Consider the following 16,300-nt stretch of genomic DNA (forward strand, 5'->3'; position numbering starts at 1 on the left):
AGACTACGCCGGGATGTTCAAAACCTTCGCGGTTGCCGCGAGCGAGGCCGCCGCGGCCTCCGGGTTGTCGGAGAGCTTGGTGCCGTAGCTGGGGATCATCTCGCGGATCTTGGGCTCCCAGCCCTTCATCTGCGCGGGGAAGCAGCGGGCCAGGACGTCGAGCATGATCGGCGCGGCGGTCGAGGCGCCCGGCGAGGCACCGAGCAGGCCGGCGATGCTGCCGTCGGCGCCGGTGATGACCTCGGTGCCGAACTGCAGCACGCCGCCCTTCTTGGCATCCTTCTTCATCACCTGCACGCGCTGGCCGGCGGTGATGAGCTCCCAGTCCTCCATCTTGGCGGTGGGCATGAACTCCTGCAGCGCCTTGAGCTTCTTCTGGCGGCCGGCCGTCAGCTCGCCGGCGAGGTACTTGACGAGGTCGAAGTTGTGCCAGGCGACCGCGAGCATCGGGCCGATGTTGTGCCAGCGGATCGAGAACGGCAGGTCGAACCAGGTGCTCGTCTTGAGGAACTTGGGCGTGAAGCCGGCGTACGGGCCGAACAGCAGCGCCGACTCACCGTTGACGACCCGGGTGTCGAGGTGCGGAACCGACATCGGCGGGGCGCCGACGGCGGCCTTGCCGTACACCTTGGCCTGGTGCTGCGCGACGACCTTGGGGTTCGTGGTGCGCAGGAACTGGCCGGAAATCGGGAAGCCGCCGAAGCCGCGGATCTCGGGGATGCCGCTCTGCTGCAGCAGGGCGAGCGCGCCGCCGCCCGCGCCCACGAACACGAAGCGGGCCGTGACCTGGGAGGGAGTGTTGCCCACGAGGTGCTTGAGCTTGAGCTTCCAGAGGCCGTCCTTCTGGCGCTTGATGCCGGTCACCTGGTGGTTCACGTGCACCTCGCCGCCGCCCTTGACGACGTCGTCGAAGAGGTAGCGAGTCAGCGCGCCGAAGTCGACGTCGGTGCCCGCCTCGATGCGGGTGGCCGCGATCTTCTGCTTCGGATTGCGCTTCTTCGTGATGAGCGGGGTCCACTCGCCGATCTTCTCGGCGTCGGTGCTGAACTCCATGCCCTGGAACAGCGGCTGGTCTTTGAGTGCGTCAAAGCGCTTCTGCAGGTAGTCGATGTTCGACTGGCCGCGGACGAAGGTCATGTGCGGCGCGACGTTGATGAAGTTGTGCGGCTCCGGCAGCGCGCCGGTCTCCACGAGGTGCGCCCAGAGCTGACGGCTGATCTGGAACTGCTCATTGATGCTGACGGCCTTACTGGCGTCGACGCTGCCATCCGGCGCAGCCGGCATGTAGTTGAGCTCGCAGAGCGCGGCGTGGCCGGTTCCGGCGTTGTTCCACGGGTTGGAGCTCTCTTGGGCCACCTCGCCGAGTCGCTCATACGCCCGCACAGTCCAGTCGGGTTGCAGCTGCTTAATCAAGGCGCCGAGGGTGGCGCTCATAATGCCGCCACCGATGAGAACGACGTCGACAGGTGTCTCAGAATTCACGAATGTCAGTCTACCGGGGCAAAACTGTGCGATTGACCGGCGGTGCACCCGCCCCCAGTTCGCGGGTGAAACTTTGGGAAACGCCGCAGGAATCCGGCCTTCTGTCGATCCTCAAGTGCGCCGATTGCAGTCTTGAGGCGAACTTTGGGGCGCGCTGAGGAGGCTTCCCTAGCGTGGTGCCCACAGTCGGGGGGTGACGGTGGGAGGGCCCACCCCGCTCCTCGGCTCTAACCGACCTCTAGCGAGACACGGGCCCTCAGCCGCCCTCGCCGAACCCAGAAAGGCAAGCCGAATGACTGCCAGCACCTCCTCCAAGCGCACCAAGCGCAGCACCGCCATCCGCCTCTCCCTCGCCGGCCTCGCACTGGTGGGCATCGGCGCCGCGGCCACCACGGCCGCCTGGACCGACAACGTCTTCTTCTCCGCGTCTGCGTCCACGATGACGTTCAACCTGCAGGGCAAGTACGCCGGTGGCACATTCGTCGAGGGCGACACCTCCGGCACCGCCATCGCCATCCCCTCCACGGCATTCGCCAACCTGACCCCCGGCGACACCAAGACCGCGGTCATCACGGTCAAGAATGCCGGCACGCTCACGGCGTACCTGAGCCCGGCATCGCTGTCGGCAACGGGTGACCTCTTCGCCGGGGGCACCCCGGCAACGGCCTCGATCACGAGCATCACTGCTGCGACGCCGCTGGCACCGGGCGCTGAGCTCGACCTGACCGTCACGGTCACGGCGCCGTCGGTCTGGGCCAACAGCTACCAGGGCAAGAGCGGCGCCATCACCGTTCAGGTCACGGGCGCTTCGTCCTAGCCCACCGCTGGCTGAGCCTGCCGAGACTCCGCGAGTCTCCGCAGGCTCAGCCAGTCCCCCGATTTTGTCCACGCCGTTCGGAAGGAGCACTCCATGCGCGCATTGCGTTCACTCGGCAACATCGTGCTCTGGATCCTCGCGGCGCTCGGTGTCGCGGCCGGGGCCCTGTGGCTTGCCAACAGCGCCGGCCTCGTGCAACCCCTCATCGTCGTCTCCGGCTCGATGGAGCCGGGCATCATGACCGGCGACCTGTTGTTCTCGACGCAGAAGGATGCCGCTGAGCTCCGCGTCGGCGACGTCACGACGCTCCCGTCGACACTGACCGGCAAGATGGTCACCCACCGCGTCATCGAGGTCACACCATCCGGCACCGCCGGCGAGTATGTGGTGCGGATGCAGGGCGACAACAATGTGTTCCCCGACAGTCAGGACTATCTGGTGAGTGGGTCCGTCCTGGTGCCGTCTGCCCAGATCACCGGCGGCGGCTATGTCCTTGCCACCGTCTCCAAGCCCGGAGTCGTGATCCCCCTCACCGTCACCGTTCTCGCCCTCGTCGGGCTCAGTCTGCTTCCCCGCTCAGAAGGCGCCAGCTCCCTGGAGCAGCCGGCCTCCACGAACGAGGCGAGCGACGACCCACTCCCCCTTTCTGCCGAGAACTCGGAGGCACGAGCATGAAGCTGCACCCCCGCCGCACAGCCGTCCGTGGCGCGGCATCCGCACTCGCGATACTCGGCATTGCGACCGGCCTCGCCGTGGCTGGCGCCAGTGCCGGCCACGCCGCCGAGATCCCCATCCCGGTCGCCCTCGACTTCACCGAGCTGCAGCCGAACACCCCGGTCTCCAAGACGATCACTTTGGAGATCCCCCGCGCCGGCGAACTCGACTCCCTGACCTGGGTCGAGCGCACCGGCATCCTGAGCTCCGCCACGATCGAGTTCGAGGTCTGCGACAAGACCGGAGCGTGCGTTCCCACGGCGAGCCTGCCCAAGCCTGTCGCGGTGCCTGCAGGCCCCCAATCTGTGCGCGTGACCGTCACCGTCTCCGAACAGGGCAGCGGCACCGCCCTCGGCCGACTGACCTTGAACAGCACGGCCGATCCAGTGCTCGACGCCGGCGGCGGAAATGGCCTCGCCTCGACGGGCAGCATCGCATCGACGCTCGCCCCGTGGGCGGTCGCCGTTCTCGCGCTCGGAACGCTGGCGGTGATGTGGCCGCGCGCCGTCATCGCGGCGAAGCGCCGCCCCGTCGGTGAGCACGATCAGGAAGGCACCAAGTGAACAAGCGCACCCTCGCCGCCCTCGGCGCGATCTTCGGCTCCCTCATGCTTGTGCTCGGCCTGCAGCAGGCCGTCGTGTTGACGTCCGCAGCATGGACGGACTCCGTCAACTTCAGCGCGCCCGCTACCTCGGGCACCTGGGCGGTCGCGCAGGCTCAGCTGAGATTGGACGTGGGCACTGTGGCGTCTGATTCGGGCCCCGTCATGATTCTGCGCGTGCAAGTCGCCAACCAGAAGCCGAACACCAGTTCAGGCGCCCCTGTCAATACGTTGAGCCTGAAGGCCACTGTCCCAACAGCGGCTCTCGGCAACCAAGCACTCATGACCATTCCTTCCGGATGGTCCCTGTTCGGGACTCCCGTCACCAGCGGCGCGAACCAGATCTTTGAATTCCGGCGGACCACCACGATCGCCGTGTACGGCGACACGGGAACCGTCGAGTTCAAACTCCCACTTGCATGCAAGAAGGGCGACAAAGTGCCTGCATCCATTGAGATCACCTCCCCCGAAGCGGTGAACACCCTCAACTTCAGCGGTGACGCACACATTCTCGGCTGGCAGTGCTAGCAGGGGCGTCCTCCGCCATATTTCAGAAGGCCTCGGCTACGATGTTGACGCAACCGCGCATGCGGTCAGTCACGAGCGGGGGCGCAGGTGTATTCAACGGAGAGTCGCATTGCCGTTGTCATTGAGGACGATGCTGATATTCGGCAGCTCCTGGCCACGGTGCTGGAGCAGGCCGGGTTCGAGACTGTGCTCACCGGCAACGGAGCCGACGGGGTGAACGCAGTGCGCGAGCACAACCCCATCGTCACGACGCTCGACGTCAGCATGCCCGGCATCGACGGTTTCGAGACCGCCAAGCAGATCCGGGCGTTCAGCAGCACCTACCTCATCATGCTCACCGCACGCGCGGAGGAGATCGACACCCTGCAGGGCCTCGAGGCCGGCGCCGATGACTACGTGACGAAGCCGTTCCGCCCGCGCGAGCTGCGCGCCCGCATCGAAGCAATGCTGCGCCGACCCCGTGCCGGTGCTGAGTCGACCGGTGCTGAAGCAGCCGGTGCAGCGGACGCCGCCCGCCCAAGCGGCCCTGACGCCGGGCCCGCAACAGCGACGACCGAGGGATCTGGCGACTGGCGCGAGCACCGCGGGCTCCGCCTGAGCTCGGCCGAGCGCCGCGTGCGCCTGGACGACGCCGACATCGAGCTGACCCGCACCGAGTTCAATCTGCTCGAGGCGCTGCTGAGCTCTGGCCGGCGGGTGCGGAGCAAGACAGAGCTCGCCGGGCTGCTGCGCACAGAGGATTCCGCTTTCTACGTGAGCGAGGCCGACAAGCGCGCCATCGAGGTGCACCTGGCCAACCTCCGCCGCAAACTCGGGGACTTCCCCTCCACGCCGCGCTGGATCGAGACGGTCCGCGGGGTCGGGTACCGCCTCACCGCGCGCGAAGAGGGCTAGCGCACCCCGACCCGGCGCCGGCGGTCGCCCTTGCGACGCAGGTCGCGGTTGAGCCTGCGGTCGCCGTGGTAGAGGATCGACGACCAGTCGACGGGCTTGCTGGGGTCGACGAGCAGGGGCGCCGCGACCGGTGCCTTCTTCTTGTCCACGTACAGCCAGTTCAGGAGCGCGAGCCAGACGTCGACGATGGAGTTGCGGACGCCGATGTACATCCACGTCGCGTAGGCCGCCAGCGTCGCGTTGAATGCGGCGAACAGGGCGTTGCCCCAGTTGTGGGCCTGCAGATCGCGCGCGAAGGTCAACACGGAGAACGCGATGATCAGGTAGGGCACGATCACGTAAATCGCCGGCGCCGCGGTGCGGTCCTTCACCTTCGGCGTGCGCACGAAGGGGATCTTCTCCCCCGTGATCGCCTGCTGCAGCGACTTGACCACCCCGGCGAGATTGACCGGCAGCAGAACCAGGTTGAAGCCGTAGATCCGGAAGATGTCGCCAAAGCGGTGCCCACAGTCGCGCAGGTCGCTGCCCATCGCGAGGAAGTACGGCAGCGCGGCCAGGAACACGACGGGCGAGAGCAGCCGGCTGTCATACGGGTAGGCCAGGAGGAACAGCAGACCGAAGCTGGCCCACGCGATGGAGGCCATGTAGTTGACGCGCAGCCACAGCTCGCGCGCCAGCACGCGCTCACGGCGGAAGCGGCGCTCCGACACCTGGTTCCACAGCTTCGGAAGGATCAGCAGGCCGCCGTTGGCCCAGCGGCGCCGCTGCACGATGAGGGAGCCGAAGTCCGGTGGGGTGGCCGAGTAGCTCAGGCGCTCCGGGTAGTTCATCAGCGTCCAGCCGTGAGTGCCCAGGTCGATGCTGGACTCCGTGTCCTCGATCACGGTGCGGTCCTGCACGTAGGTGGTGATCTCGAAGCCGCCGACGCTCTCCACCTCGGCGATGTCCTCGATCGCCTGCTTGCGGATGACGGCATTGGCGCCGACCCAGAAGGTGGCGCCGTAATGGCTCATCCCCTGGTGCAGGATGTGCTGGAGGTCGGTGGTGGCACCGGCGATGCGCTCGATGCGCGTCGGCGCCCCCCGGAACGAGGAGTACGGGGTCTGGGTCACCGCGATGCGCTCGTTGCCCGGCTCCTCCAGGAAGTACACGAGACGCAGGCAGTAGTCGCGCAGCAGCAGGGAGTCGGCGTCCAGCGTGAGCAGGTAAGGGGTGTCCGGCACGATCAGGTCGGCGTCGGCCGCATCCTCGACCGGGCGCAGGATGACGCCGCCCGCCGTGTGCTCCTCACGCCAATCGCGCCCCATCAGCGAAATGTACGAGTTGAGGTTCATCGCCTTGTTCGCCTCGTGCGACAGCGACGCGTAGCTCTTGCGCTGGAAGCTGGTGAGCTTCGCCGTGAAGGTGCGCTCCAGTCGGAGCTGTAGCTCGAGCACTCGATCCGCGTCAGGGTAGGACGCCTGGTCGAGCGATGCGCGCAGCGCGAGCAGGCTGAGCCGCAACTCAGATGCCAGGCCCATCAACACCTGGTCGATGAAGAACTCATCGACGTGGTCCTCCATCGGCTCGTTCTCGGCCATGTCCTCGAGCCAGATCGCGGCGGCCTCATAGTCGCCGGCCAGGTTCTCGATGTGGCGCCGCTCGACGACGACGCCGGCCGCGCGCTCGGCGGCGAACGCCTCCCGCGCCCCGGCAAACCTGGACCGCGGCCCCTCCAGCGCCTCCTCGATCTGAGCGGGCAGGGCCAGCGTCGCATCCAGCCGGGCCCGGGCGGCCGGGTCCTTCTGGTTCGGGGAGTCATCGACCAGCAGCACGACCCGCACATTGGTGAATTCCTGCAGGGCCGCTGACCAGAGGGTTCCGCGCACGACGGCGGGCTCCTCCGCATAGGAGGGGACCAAAACGGTCACTGCGCTGTCGTAGTCGCGGAAGTGCCGGTCCAGCTCGGCGCGCGGCACCCGCACGTGGGCCCGGAAGCGGTAGAGCGCACCCTGCCTGGCCAGCAGGTACATCAGTGCAGAGAAGGTCAGGAAGGTGACGACGATCAGGTAGCCGACGGCCTCCATCGTGAAACGGAATCCGCCGCTGCTCTCGATGAACTGTCGGATGATCGTGGTCACCACGTAGATCGCCCAGAAGACCACGGTGGCGAGGATCGCGATGCGGCCCCACATGACCTTCCGCACGCTGGGCCGGGGGTGCATGATCGAGAGCGGCTCCGAGCGCCGTTCCGATCCCCACTGGCGCCTGCGCGTGCGTGATTGCTGCTCTTGAGTTGTCATTGCTCCGGTCAATTCCGCCTGATTCCGACTCCGCCGTCTTTTTGAAGGATAGAGCAGCCGGGCCGACAGCGGTGTCGACGCTATGGGAGCATAGGCGTTGTGGCATACAGCAGCCACCGCGCTTCATCATCATGGCGGGGCCCTCCCGCACCACCCACTTGCGAGGTCTTGTGTCCCGGCGTTTCCCTGATCGGCGTCTCTCCCTTGTGCGCCTCACCATCCTGATCGGCGTGCTCACCGGCCTTGTATTCGCCGGATTTCAGGGCTGGAAGTGGTTCGAGAACGAGACGACGCCGACGCGCGCGGCCTGGTTCGCCGGCTACGTCGATGTGACGGCAACCCCGCAATTCGGCTTCGAGCAGCCGCGCAGCGACGCCGACAAGAACGTCGTGCTCTCCTTCGTCGTCGCCTCGCCGGACGAGCCGTGTACCCCGACTTGGGGTGGCGCGTACACCTTGGACGAGGCGAAGGACCAGTTGGATCTCGACCGCAGGCTCGCCCGCCTGCGCCAGCAGGGCGGGGAGGCCATGGTCTCCTTCGGCGGCCAGCTCAACGACGAGCTTGCCGTGTCCTGCACGAACACGGCACAGCTGAAGAAGGCCTATGCGAGCGTGCTCGACCGGTACGAGCTCGACGCGATCGACCTCGACATCGAGGGCGAGGCGCTCGGCAACACGGAGGCCAATGCCCGCCGTGCCAGCGCGATCGCGGCGCTGCAGACCGAGCGCGCCGCCGCCGGTTCCCCGCTCGCCGTCTGGCTCACCCTGCCGGTCACGCCCGACGGTCTCTCGCCCGACGGCACCACGATCATCGCCGACGCCCTGGCGGCCGGTGTGGACCTCACCGGCGTGAACATCATGACGATGGACTACGGCCAGAGCAAGGCGAAGAACCAGTCGATGGGCGACGCCGCGGAGGCCGCGCTGACCTCCACCCAGCGGCAGCTGCGCGTGCTCTACGACCGCGCCTCGCTGCACCTCACCGATGCCACCCTGTGGGCGAAGCTCGGCGCGACGCCGATGATCGGGCAGAACGACATCCGCGGTGAGATCTTCACCCTCGAGGATGCCGCCCAGCTGAACGCCTTCGCGCTCGCCCAGCGGGTCGGGAGGCTCTCGATGTGGTCCTCCAACCGTGACGCCACCTGTGGCCCCAACTACGACGACGTGACGCGCGTCTCCGACGCGTGCAGCGGGGTGGACATCGGCGAATCGAGCTTCTCCGCCGTGCTGGGTGCGGGCCTCGTGGGAACCCCGGACTCCGGTTCGGGTGTCGTCACAGAGTCGGAGCCGCTGGCGGAGCAGGACCTCACCGACGACCCGAAGACCAGCCCGTACCCGATCTGGGACGCGGACGTCTCCTACCGGGAGGGCAGCAAGGTGGTCTGGCACCGCAAGGTGTACCAGGCCAAGTGGTGGACGAAGGGCGAGGTGCCGGACAACCCCGTGCTCCAGTCGTTCGAGACGCCGTGGACGCTGATCGGCCCGGTTCTGCCCGGAGAGACTCCGATCCCCGTGCCGACGCTGGAGCCGGGGACGCTGCCGGAGTGGTCGGGAAGCACCGTCTACGAGAAGGGCGCCAGAGTTCTTCTGGACGGGCTCCCCTACGAGGCGAAGTGGTGGACGCAGGGCGACAGCCCGCAGGCGGCGGAGACCGAGCCGGACAGCTCGCCGTGGCTGCCGTTGGACGCCGCGGCCGTGCTCGCCACACTCGCGACGGATCCGCCCGCCGCCGGCTAGGCCCGCGCGCCCGGCCGGTTCTCCGAGAACGGCCTAGGCGCCCGCGGCCTCGGCCTCGGCCTCGGCGAGGGCGTCGGCCGTGAAGCGCTCGTCCGGCACGACGGCGGCGTTGCCGTGCCGGTGCAGGCGCTCGGCCGTGGCCTCGGCCGAGGCCGGCACGCCGTAGTAGAAACCCTGGGCGCTGCGCACGCCGACACTCTGCAGGAGCGCACCGGTGTCCGGACTCTCCACACCCTCGACGACGAGCGCGTAGTCGAGGGTGTCGCCGAAGCCCTGCAGGGCGCGCAGCACCTCGAGCTGACGGATGTCTGCCAGGTCGTCGATGAGCGAGCGGTCGATCTTCAGGATGTCCATCGGCATGCGCACCAGAGCGCCGACGGAGGAGTTCTCCGAGCCGTAGTCGTCGAGCGCGATCATGATGCCGAGGTCACGCAGGTGGTCGGCCTGACAGCGCAGTTCGTTGCTCACCACGCTGAGCGACCGCTCGTTGAGCTCCAGGCAGAGGGTCAGTTCGGGGAAGAGCTCGGGAAGCGTCTCGAGGAATCCGCCCAGCCGGGCGGGCAGGATCTGCTTGGCCTCGACGTTGACGGTCACACAGTTGACCCGGGAGTCGATCTCCGCGAACCCGCGCGCCGCCGTCAAAGCCTTGAGGATGACCTGCTTCGTCAGCTCGTCCAGCAGCCCGAGCTTCTTGGCCTTCTCGATCAGCGAGGCCGGGGAGATCGGTCCGATCTCCGGATCGGTGTAGCGCACCAGGGCTTCGAAGGCCCAGATGGTGTCCTCGACGATGCTCACGATGGGCTGGAAGAACACCGTCAGCCCGTCACTCTCGATCGCACGCACCACGCTGTCGTTCACCTGCGAGGAGCGATGGGAAGAGATGCTGACGCTGCCGCCGCTGCCGGGGCCGCCCTGCTTGCGCGACTTCTTGGCGGCGAGCATGGTGCGGTCGGCATCCTCGATCAGCCGCTCCAAGTCGATCTCCCGGTGGGCGGAGAACGCGACCCCCACACTGATGCTCGGTTGGAACGCGACCTCACCGAAGACGACCCTGGCCCCGCAGTTCTCGACGATCCGCTCGGCGATCGACTTCGCCTGCCGCAGGCTGGTGAGCTCGGTCAGCACGATGATGAACTCGTCCCCGCCCACGCGGGCGACGACATCCGTCGGTCGCAGGGTGTTGACGAGGCGCTGCGCAACCTCCTTGAGGGCGAAGTCCCCCGTTGCGTGTCCGTGTCGGTCGTTGAGCTTCTTGAAGTTGTCGAGGTCGATGAAGAGCACCGCGATGGCCTCGGCATAGCCGCGGTTGTCGTTGATCGCGCGGAGCGACTCCTGGAAGGACCCGTAGTTGGGCAGGCCGGTGAGGCTGTCGGTGCTGGCGCGGAGCCGGAGCCCCTCCACGCTCTCCTTCACCCTGGAGACCTCGCTGCCGATGTGCGCAAGCGCGTCGACCACACGCTGGTCCCCCTCCGTGAAGGCGGATGCCGCGATCGCGCGGCGCACGACCAGGTACTGGTCCTGGCCGGTTCCCAGACTGATGCGGGCGCCGATCTCGGCACGGCCGGGCCGCTTGGAGCGGATCTCCGTTGACTCGGCGTTGGCGGCCTCCTGCGCGAACTCCTGTACCAGGGCGTCGACCCGCCCCTTCTCCTCCCAGGGCAGCGCGAGGGAGGCTTCGACCAGGCCCTCCAGCCGGCGGGTGACGCTCTTGAGGTTGTCGCGGACGGCGAGGAGGACGAGCACCATGGCGCTGCCGACGATCAGCAGCACGTTGATCACGGATTGCGGGTTGGTCAGGTGCGAGGAGACCAGCGTCATCTTGGCCAGGTGCAGGATGCCGGAGAGCGCGGTGATCAAGAGCCACACCCGTGCCAGCTTCACCCAGCTGATCGCCTTGATGCCGAAGCTGCGCTGCCCCTCCCCGTTCCACCGCCCCTTCTGGCGAGCGAACTCGATGAGCAGGACGACGAGCAGGTAGCTCGCGGCGGCAAGCGGGTAGACGAGGAACCCCGCCGGGCCGCCGTCGAAGGCGAGCAAGGTGAGCACGTAGCCGCCCGCGCCGAGAGCGGACACCCCGCCCGCGTACAGGGAGAAGAGCGGGACGCGAATGATGTAGAGGTAGGAGACGAAGATGCCGAAGGTGAACAGGCCGATGAGCAGGAGCGGGCGCTGAATCAGGTCGGATGCCGAGAGCACCGCGATGGCCAGGCCGGGCAGTGGCACGCCAGACTGGCGTGCGATGGGCACGCGGAAGATGCCCGCGGCGGCGAAACCGACCACCGCGAACAGGGAGAGGAGCCAGCCGCCGAACGTCAGGCTGGGCAGGCTCAGCAACGCGGCCATCATCATTGCGAGTGCGTACAGGATCACCGGCACCAGAAAGGCCATGTCCCACGGGGTCACAATGCGCGCGAACTTCACAGGTCAACATTAGCCAGTGCCGCCCGGTGGCCCGACTGCCCCGCGGGCCGCGCAGTCAGTGCGGGCACGAGAGGCCGGCCGATGGGCAGCGAAAAGCCGCATCCAGATCGTTCTCGTTGGGCGAGAACGCTTCGGGTTCGGGAGCGAGAAGCGGTATCGGCCAACGACTCACGCGACACGGGCAAGCCCGTGAGCGAGAAGCGAACGCCCGGATGCGGCGTTTTTCGTTGCTGAAATCAGTCTGTCCGGCCAACCACAAGATCAGCTTGGGTATTGGAGTCTCAACCTCAAGATTTGCTTAAGAAATGCTCGCGCGGGCGGTGCGCTCAGCGCTGGCCGGATCCGTCGACCGTTGCCGGCACGGCGCCGGCGTCGAACACCACGCGGTTGCCGCCGGCATCCGAGGCCCTCTTGCAGGCGCTCCGCGCGGCGCGGTCGAGGCGCTCGAAGTCGAAACCGGTGTAGTCGGTGAGCGCGATGCCGATGCTGATCGTCGGGCGCAGGCCGGCGAACTCGGCGAGCGAGTCCTCCAGCAGGCCCGATTGCAGGGTTTGGGCGATCGCACGCGCCCCTTCGCTGGAGGCCACGGGGGCAATCAACGACAAGCGCCCGGTTCCGGTGCTGCCGATCGCCGCGTGCGGCGGCCCGAACTGGCGCACGACCGCGGTGTACCTCGCGAGAATCGCGTTGCTGTGCGCCGGCCCGAATGCGGTGTTGATCTCGCGCAGGTCGTCCAGGTCGATGTGGAGCAGCGCCAGCTGCTCATCGTGGTACTCCGAGCGATCCAGCCAGTCGCCGACGATGCGCCCGAAAGCACCCGCCGTGAGGACGTCGTCGACGGTGTAGCAACTGTGCCCGTCGGTGCGGCGGCCCGCACGCGGCGCCGACTCGGCGACGGCGCCCTGGGCGAATCGGATCAGGGACATCGAGTTGAAGAGCACGACCGACATGAGCATTGTGACGAGTGCCAGCGCAGACGAGCCGAAGAACAGGCTGAAGACGTCTGAGTCCGGGCCGCCGACGGTGAAGAAGACGAGCCGCCCGGCGAAGAATGCTGCCTGCACGCTGAACACGACGAACATCGGCCGCGAACCGCGCGCCCGCCGCATCTCACCTCGCGAGCACTCGACCGCGGAGAGAACGGCGAACAGCACGATCGCCGCGAAGTAGACCTGCGCGCCGGCCCACTCATCGCTGTCCGGCCCGGGGATCAGCCCGGCGACGAGCACCACGAAGCTGCCGACGGTCGCCGCCCAGTTCGGCCCGCGCCGCCCGTTGTGACGGCGGCATCCCAGCCAGAAGAAGGCGGTGCCGGCGACGAATCCGGCATTGCCGACGGCCGAGGCCCACCAGAGCTCCGGGGAGAGCTGCCACGCCAGGTAGCTGGTCGTCGTGAGGATGCCCGCCAGATAGCCGGCGGCCCAGAGCCGGCCTGCCGAGCTGTCCTTGTGCACGATCGTTCCGCCCACGAAGAGCGTGGCCGTCACGACCACGATGAGTGCGCTGGCCAACGAGATGGTCCAACCGTCGATCATGCCCTGTCCCTGTCTTTCGGAAGGGTGACGAGCACGGTGGTGCCCTCCCCCTCGACGCTTTGCACGGTGAGATCGCCGCCATGCAGCCGGGCGATCTCCCTGCTGATCCCCAGTCCGAGCCCGCTGCCGTGCACGGTGGAATTGCGCACGGACTCGGAGCGGAAGAACCGCTCGAACAGCCGGGGCTGCTCCTCGTCGGCGATGCCGATTCCGGTGTCGCGCACGATCAGCCACACCATCTTCTCGTCGCTGGTGAGGCCGATCGAGACGGCGCCCCTGTCGACGTTGTACTTGATCGCGTTCGAGATCACGTTGTCGATCAGCTGGCGCAGGCGCGAGCCGTCCGCGATCAGCGATGTCGCCTCGGCCGCGGCGCAATCGATGCGGATCTCGCGTTCGCTGGCCCACGGCAGGAGCGACTCGATCGACTGCTCCACGACGTCGAGCAGCGCGCACGGGCCGGGTTGCAACACCATCGGCTGTTCCGCCCCGTTCGAGGCGGCCAGGATATCGGCGAGCAGGTCGAGGAGCCGGTTGGCGTTCTTGTGGGCGACCTGCAGCTGCGCCTCGGCCGCGGGCGGGAGGCCGCCCCCGTCGAGGGTGAGTTCGAGGTAGCCGAGCACCGAGGTCAGTGGCGTGCGCAGCTCATGCGACACCGAGGCGACGAGGTCGTCGCGGTCACGCAGGGCCATCACCTCGGCGGTGACGTCGCGGGAGACGACGATGCTGCCGTCGTACTCGCCGAGCTTGCTGTGCAGGTGGCGCGCGGTGACCGAGAGCGCGGCCTTCTCGCCGTTGGGCGCCTCAAGCCACACTGTCTCCGGCTCGAACTTCTCCCCCTGCATCGCGCGTTGCAGGGGCGTCGCTGCGGCAGAATCGCTCGTCCCCCGACCGGGAGCGCGGTGGCATCCGCCAGCCGCTCGTCGAGCTGCATGCGCATCTGAGCCTCGTTGACCAAGTTGATCTGGCCGGACTTGTCGATGCGGACCACGCCGAAGTCGACCGTGTTCAGCACCTCGGCGAGCAGTTCCTCCTGGCGCCGCGCCTGTGCGAGCGCGCCCTCGAGCAGGCCGGACTGCTTGCTGAGCAGCAGCCGCTGCGCCCGGTTGCGGCGGGTGTGCAGGCGCCCGGAGACGGCGACGAACACCAGGGTGATCGGCAGGAAGATGAGCGTCTGCATGGCGGACAGCGTGACCGGGAGCCCGCGCAGCGCGAACTCGGCCGCCACCAGCGCGCCGACGAGTATGACGCTCGCCGTGATGCCGACAGCACCGACGAGCGTCGAGATCCACAGCACGGGGAACACCCAGAGCAGACCGAGACCGAGCTCGGGCTGCGAGTGGCGCATACAGGCGATCGCGAAGATGTCGATGACCGGCAGGACCAGCACCAGGTGCGGGGCGTGGGCGGACCAGCGCATCAGGATCGCCGCGAGGCAGGCGGCAAAGGTGAGCAGCAGCCCCAGATAGAACGTGACGCTGCTTCCCTCGCCGGGCCCGAAGACCATGACCGTGGTGAAGACGGTGAGCGCGGCCGCGCCGAAGAGCAGCTGCGTCAGCACGATCGAGCGGTCCTGCGTGGCCGGGTCGGTGTCCAGCACCGCGTCGAGCCAGTCAGAACGGCGACTGCTGCGGCCTGCCAGGGGCCCGGTCGCGCGTTCTGTCATGGCTTGACTGTACCGCGACGGTGGGGCCGATTCCGGATGCCGGATCAGGCGATGCCGCCGCCGTCGACGACGAGCGCGGACCCGGTGACGTAGGAGGACTCGTCGCTGGCCAGCCAGACCACAGCGGCCGCGATCTCATTCGGCTCGCCCATCCGCCCGAGTGGCCGGTCGGCGGACTCGGCGAGGAACGCCTGTGCGTCCTGGTCGAGCTGCCGGGCCTCCTCAAGGAGCATGCCCGTGTTCACGTCGCCCGGGTTCACCGAGTTGACCCGGATGCCCTGCGGTCCGTGGTCGATGGCGAGTGCGCGCGTCATGTTGAGCACGGCCCCCTTCGATGCGCAGTAGGAGATCGCCTGGCCGCCGCCCTTCAGCCCCCAGCCGGAGCCGGTGTTGACAATGGAGCCGCCGCCGGCCGCCGCCATGACCGGCACGATGTGCTTGCACATCAGGAAGATCGACTTCACGTTGACGCCGAAGACCAGGTCCCACTCCTCTGCAGTGGTCTCGACCGCCGTCGTGCGCCGGATGATCCCGGCATTGTTGAAGACGACGTCGACTCCGCCGAACTCCGCGAGCGTGGTGGCGATGACGCGCTGGATGTCGGCCTCGCTCGACACATCTGCGGCGACGGCGATGGCGCTGCCGCCGTTCGCGCGGATCTCGGCGGCCACAGCGTCTGCGGCATCCGCCCGCAGGTCGACGACGGCGACCCGGGCGCCTTCCGCGGCGAAGGCCAGCGCCGTGGCACGGCCGATGCCGCCCGCCCCGCCGGTGACGATGGCATTCTTGTCGGCCAGACGCATGGGTGCTCCTCGGTTTGGGGGGTCAGTGCCTTAAGCATGCCGGATGCCGGCTCGGCGGCACGCCGTAAGCTGATCGGGTGGCCATTCGGCTCAGAGAGGGTCCCATGGCTATCGAACGTCGCTCACTCCGCTCCCAGGTGCGGGAGGAGCTGCTCGCGCGCATGCGCAATGGCGTCGTCCAGCCGGGCGAGCGCATCAACGAGGTGCAACTGGCCAGCGAGCTCGGCGTGAGCCGCACCCCGCTACGCGAGGCGCTGATCGCCCTCGAGAGCGAGGGGCAGATCGAGAGCGAGAGCGGCAAGGGCTTCCGCTTCGTTCCGCTCAGCGCGCGCGAGTTCGAGGAGCTCGCACCCATCATGGCCAACCTCGAGTCGCTGGCGCTCTCGCTGACGGATCCGGCCGAGCTGCCGGCCATCGGCGCCCGGCTCACCCAGCTGGCTGCCGACTTCGACCAGGAGGTCGCGGTGCACGCGCTCGTCGCCAGCAAGGACGACGAGTGGCACGCGGTCATGCTGAGCGGCTGCCCGAATGGGCGCCTGCTGCACCTCATCGCCGGCATGCGGCAGGCCTATCATCGCTACGAGTCGCTGCTGGTCGCCGACGAGGTCATGATCTCGCGGGTGGCGGCCGAGCACAGCCTCATCGCCAGCCACCTGGTCGATGGCGACGTCGCCGCGGCATCCGTCGCCCTGCACGCGAACTGGATGAATGGCATGCGCCGCCTGCTCGCGACCGCGAGCAGCCAGTACCTCACCGCCTAGCGCGGCGCCCGCGACGCGGGGGCGGCACAGAAACACAGGAGGAGAGCGCCGCCGGGC

Annotated in this window: 14 protein-coding genes; 7 read left to right on the plus strand and 7 right to left on the minus strand. The window is 68.0% G+C overall.

What is annotated here, in order from left to right; genetic code table 11:
• Positions 1-3 precede the first annotated feature (3 nt).
• Complete coding sequence (locus tag BLT62_RS16215; RefSeq protein WP_083364992.1) at positions 4-1,482, minus strand: malate:quinone oxidoreductase; 1,479 nt, start codon at positions 1,480-1,482, stop codon at positions 4-6.
• Between the two features lie 292 nt (positions 1,483-1,774).
• On the opposite strand from BLT62_RS16215, the gene BLT62_RS16220 reads away from it, so the two are divergent.
• The 5 genes from BLT62_RS16220 to BLT62_RS16240 all read left to right on the plus strand — a co-directional run bounded on the left by BLT62_RS16220 (position 1,775) and on the right by BLT62_RS16240 (position 5,036).
• Entirely contained in the window at positions 1,775-2,299 is a 525-nt protein-coding gene (locus BLT62_RS16220; RefSeq protein ID WP_083364993.1) for a hypothetical protein, read from the plus strand.
• 93 nt (positions 2,300-2,392) lie between these two features.
• Positions 2,393-2,974, plus strand: coding sequence for a signal peptidase I (locus BLT62_RS16225; RefSeq protein WP_083364994.1), 582 nt, complete (start codon positions 2,393-2,395; stop codon positions 2,972-2,974).
• Positions 2,971-3,576 (plus strand): hypothetical protein, encoded by a 606-nt coding sequence (locus tag BLT62_RS16230; RefSeq protein ID WP_083364995.1) that lies wholly within the window; start codon positions 2,971-2,973, stop codon positions 3,574-3,576. The genes BLT62_RS16225 and BLT62_RS16230 overlap by 4 nt, the downstream gene beginning before the upstream one ends.
• Positions 3,573-4,142 carry a hypothetical protein gene (locus BLT62_RS16235; RefSeq protein WP_083364996.1) on the plus strand — a complete coding sequence of 190 codons (570 nt, stop codon included), beginning with the start codon at positions 3,573-3,575 and terminating at the stop codon, positions 4,140-4,142. The genes BLT62_RS16230 and BLT62_RS16235 overlap by 4 nt, the downstream gene beginning before the upstream one ends.
• Positions 4,143-4,229: 87 nt before the next feature.
• Positions 4,230-5,036 carry a response regulator transcription factor gene (locus tag BLT62_RS16240; protein WP_083364997.1) on the plus strand — a complete coding sequence of 269 codons (807 nt, stop codon included), beginning with the start codon at positions 4,230-4,232 and terminating at the stop codon, positions 5,034-5,036.
• Here BLT62_RS16240 and BLT62_RS16245 read toward each other — a convergent pair.
• On the minus strand, positions 5,033-7,318 hold the full coding sequence (locus BLT62_RS16245; RefSeq protein ID WP_083364998.1) for a glycosyltransferase family 2 protein: 2,286 nt from the start codon (positions 7,316-7,318) through the stop codon (positions 5,033-5,035). The two genes, BLT62_RS16240 and BLT62_RS16245, sit on opposite strands and share 4 nt — an antisense overlap.
• Before the next feature lie 206 nt (positions 7,319-7,524).
• Between BLT62_RS16245 and BLT62_RS18375 the strand changes: the two genes are divergently transcribed.
• Complete coding sequence (locus BLT62_RS18375; RefSeq protein WP_269457789.1) at positions 7,525-9,057, plus strand: chitinase; 1,533 nt, start codon at positions 7,525-7,527, stop codon at positions 9,055-9,057.
• A gap of 33 nt (positions 9,058-9,090) precedes the next feature.
• Here BLT62_RS18375 and BLT62_RS16255 read toward each other — a convergent pair whose 3' ends face one another.
• From BLT62_RS16255 to BLT62_RS16270, 5 genes are all read right to left on the minus strand, one after another.
• Positions 9,091-11,478, minus strand: coding sequence for a putative bifunctional diguanylate cyclase/phosphodiesterase (locus tag BLT62_RS16255; protein WP_083365000.1), 2,388 nt, complete (start codon positions 11,476-11,478; stop codon positions 9,091-9,093).
• A 326-nt stretch (positions 11,479-11,804) separates the two neighbouring features.
• Complete coding sequence (locus BLT62_RS16260) at positions 11,805-13,013, minus strand: diguanylate cyclase domain-containing protein (protein ID WP_083365001.1); 1,209 nt, start codon at positions 13,011-13,013, stop codon at positions 11,805-11,807.
• Positions 13,010-13,705 (minus strand): sensor histidine kinase, encoded by a 696-nt coding sequence (locus BLT62_RS16265; RefSeq protein WP_231919453.1) that lies wholly within the window; start codon positions 13,703-13,705, stop codon positions 13,010-13,012. Before BLT62_RS16265 ends, BLT62_RS16260 begins: the two co-directional genes overlap by 4 nt.
• On the minus strand, positions 13,705-14,679 hold the full coding sequence (locus tag BLT62_RS18200; RefSeq protein ID WP_231919266.1) for a hypothetical protein: 975 nt from the start codon (positions 14,677-14,679) through the stop codon (positions 13,705-13,707). Before BLT62_RS18200 ends, BLT62_RS16265 begins: the two co-directional genes overlap by 1 nt.
• A gap of 44 nt (positions 14,680-14,723) precedes the next feature.
• Complete coding sequence (locus BLT62_RS16270; RefSeq protein ID WP_083365003.1) at positions 14,724-15,482, minus strand: SDR family NAD(P)-dependent oxidoreductase; 759 nt, start codon at positions 15,480-15,482, stop codon at positions 14,724-14,726.
• A 104-nt stretch (positions 15,483-15,586) separates the two neighbouring features.
• Between BLT62_RS16270 and BLT62_RS16275 the strand changes: the two genes are divergently transcribed.
• Complete coding sequence (locus tag BLT62_RS16275) at positions 15,587-16,243, plus strand: GntR family transcriptional regulator (protein ID WP_083365004.1); 657 nt, start codon at positions 15,587-15,589, stop codon at positions 16,241-16,243.
• Positions 16,244-16,300: the final 57 nt, after the last annotated feature.

The organism is Microterricola viridarii (assembly GCF_900104895.1).
Classification (GTDB): domain Bacteria; phylum Actinomycetota; class Actinomycetes; order Actinomycetales; family Microbacteriaceae; genus Microterricola; species Microterricola viridarii.